This is a genomic window from Robbsia andropogonis, assembly GCF_000970345.1.
In the GTDB taxonomy this organism is placed as follows: domain Bacteria; phylum Pseudomonadota; class Gammaproteobacteria; order Burkholderiales; family Burkholderiaceae; genus Robbsia; species Robbsia andropogonis.
In genome coordinates, this window is sequence record NZ_LAQU01000108.1 from 1 (window position 1) to 2950 (window position 2950).

A 2950-nucleotide genomic window follows, 5' to 3' on the forward strand; every position below is an offset into this window, starting at 1 on the left:
TGGCTGCAAGACGACGCTTCCGGATGTCGACGGCAAGCCAGGCGCGCGGGCATCTGCCTCTACAGACAGCCGACCGACGACGGCGGTGGCGCCAAGCGCAGTGGCACATCCCTGCCCCGCGTGCGGCGCGCCATTACGCCGCCGCGAATCGCAAAGAGGTGCGTTTTGGGGATGCTCGACGTTTCCGAGCTGCCGGCACACGTCACCCGATGTCGAAGGCCAACCAGATGCACACAAGGAGCAAGCGAGGCGGGTTACAGCAGCGCCTGCGGCGGCGCCACCAGCGAAGAGCGCTGAGGCTGCCGCCCTGAACGTCGGATCTTCGTGCCCTCAATGCGGCAAGGGGCAGCTCGTTCTGCGCTCGCAGAAAGACACGGCGCGCACCTTTCTGGGTTGCACCCACTTCCCGGCTTGCCGCTTCTTCAAATGGAGGAATCAGACCTCTCCGTGAATCAAACAAGGTCCGAAATTGGGCACCCAGCCGGATCATTGCACATCAAAAAAGTATCGAATCGAAAGCAACTATCCCACTCAATGATAGGGGCTGGCAAAGCTATGCCAACATATATGCAAAGAAAAACATAGAATCCTATGAAAATCCTTGCAAACTGGCTTTTTCTTGTGGAAAATGCCAGAAACTGCAATCCTGGGGACTAGGGTGATAACGAAGCCGTTCAAAGTTCAAGCTGTCGCGCAACTTCTTGCTACGACCAACGACACCGTTCGTCGGATGGTCGACGACTCCGGAATTATCGTCGCTCGGCAAGAATCGGGGCCTAAGACTCGGCTGTTCTCAGTAGAGAACATTTTTGAGTTGGCTCGTTATCGCGCCGCGAAGCGCTCTAAGAACCCCAAAAAGCGGCAAGTCGTGGCCACTGTCTACGCTCCGAAAGGCGGCGTTGGTAAGACGACTTTGGCCAGCAATCTCGGCACCCTGTTTGCGTTGAAAGGCCTGCGAACGCTGATCATAGACTTGGATTTTCAAGCGAATCTTACGTTGAGCCTTGGATACGATTCTGAGCTCACCCGGGAAGAAGCGTCCGAAACTGGTGTCAGTCTGTCGAAGATAGTCGAATATCATTTCGGCAATTTGCTGCCGAGTTACCCCTCACCAAACGGTAGGGCAACTCTTCAAGACGCCATCAAAAAGCCCTTTGGGGATTGTGGCCCTCACCTGGTTCCTGCGGACCTGACGCTTGATCGCCTCGATACCATGCTGACCTATGAAGCGCTGGAAGGCCGTGGCCCCGACCTCATGATTCCAAAGCTGATACGCGATGGATCGGCTCAGAAGGACGCGGCGTTCGATACCTCGGGCTATGACGTTATCTTGTTCGATGCTGCCCCGGCGAAGAACCGTATTACGCGGGGAGCCCTATTGGCCTCCGACTTCGTCATATCTCCGGTTTCGATGGAGAAGTTTTCGACAAAAGCGCTTTCCTATCTTTCGAGTGTCTTAACCGAAATGCAGGAGCAGTTTGATAGAAGCCCTGAATTGCTGATCGTCGGAAACTTCTTTGATCCGCATCGGATTCGCGTGATGGGTCAGCTCATGACTATCACGCAAAAATATGCCGACTCGTGGCTAGAACAGTCAATTCGGCGAAGTGAGGATTTCCCGAAAGCCCTAAATGGCGAGACGGACCTTCCACTTGTTCTGCAAAACCAAGCAGCCAAGCGGCGGCTGAGCTACAAGCATGCGCAGACGCATTGCTCAAGAGAATGGGTATGATCGATGGCTAAACATTCTAGCGATGACGATTTTGTTAAAGCGCTTAGGTCGCGTGACGCGACGGTGCCTCGATCGTCGATGGTTTTGAACACCCCACCGGTCGGCCCAAAAAAGTCACTGGATGATGTCCTTGCGCACTCGGCCCAGCAGGCCGAATCGGCATCGACCGAGCCACGGATCGATGCCGTGGCTGCGCAAGCGCGAGAAGCCCGCGACCTCGCGACCCCAGATGATACTGGTCGATTTGTAGCCTTGGATTTATTGGAGCCGCACGAATGGAACGCTCGGGTCCATCGACCCACGTCGCGCATCAATGAGATAGCCGCGAGCATCGCGTCTGATCGGCAGCACATGCCGTTGGCGATTGTTCCTAACCCTAGTGTCCCAGGCCGCTACTACATACTCGACGGCGAAACTCGGTACTGGGCGTTAAAAGCATTAAAGAGGAAGGAAGCTTGGGTCATTGACGCGGACGCAGATGCCGCTGACCCAGCCGCCTTCTACTTTGAATCGTTCAAGCGGACTGACGAAACAGTCAAGATCTCTGCTATCGACCAAGGCATTAAGTGGGCCAAGCTAATCGAGGGCAATTTCGCGACACCAGGACGTGTCGCGGCAGAGTTGAGCGTTTCCCCGGCTACCGTCTCACGCATGATTGCATACGCAAAGTTCAGCGAGCCAGTGCTTGATTTCATGCATGCTCATGCAGATCGGTTCCCCTACTCCGTGGCTGCGGTGCTTGCGCCACTTGCCGAAAACGGGGAATCAGACGAAGACATTCTCAATATCTGCCAAAAAGTGGTAGATGAGCAATTCAGCCGCCGCTTGCTTGAGAGTTTCATGAAGGAGCGCTCTAAGGCGGATAACAAACGCCCTAGGAAATCGGCTCTCTTCGCCATTCCGATCAAAGCCGGCAAGGCTCAGGTTGGGTCATTCCGAACGTATGAGAACGGTGCTTTGGAATTCAAAGTCACTGACACAAACGCTTTTTCTGATGACAAAGGTCGGGTGCTTCCTACCGTATTTGAAGCAGTATCGGAGGCCATTGCGAGCGACAGCGCTGACTTCCTTGAAGACATTATGGAACGGCTGAGAAAGCTGAAGGCGGAGGGCTCACGTGCTTAATCAGTGTGGGCGGTATTTGCCAGCATTCGCGTCGGCACTCCCAGCTAAAGAAGCCATGGCAATCAATATGAATGCCATGGCAAACACATTTCC

3 protein-coding genes are annotated in these 2950 nt (G+C 54.6%); all 3 read left to right on the forward strand.

Annotated features, from left to right (window positions below):
• Positions 1-100 precede the first annotated feature (100 nt).
• Positions 101-451 carry a DNA topoisomerase family protein gene (locus tag WM40_RS32675; RefSeq protein ID WP_413783830.1) on the forward strand — a complete coding sequence of 117 codons (351 nt, stop codon included), beginning with the start codon at positions 101-103 and terminating at the stop codon, positions 449-451.
• A 150-nt stretch (positions 452-601) separates the two neighbouring features.
• On the forward strand, positions 602-1732 hold the full coding sequence (locus WM40_RS26120; protein ID WP_157793806.1) for a ParA family protein: 1131 nt from the start codon (positions 602-604) through the stop codon (positions 1730-1732).
• Between the two features lie 3 nt (positions 1733-1735).
• Complete coding sequence (locus WM40_RS26125) at positions 1736-2857, forward strand: ParB/RepB/Spo0J family partition protein (RefSeq protein ID WP_046154500.1); 1122 nt, start codon at positions 1736-1738, stop codon at positions 2855-2857.
• Positions 2858-2950 lie beyond the last annotated feature (93 nt).

Bases quoted from the DNA above. Each gene is read 5' to 3' on its own strand.
- WM40_RS26125 (WP_046154500.1), top strand. From the start codon at position 1,736: ATGGCTAAACATTCTAGCGATGACGATTTTGTTAAAGCGCTTAGGTCG.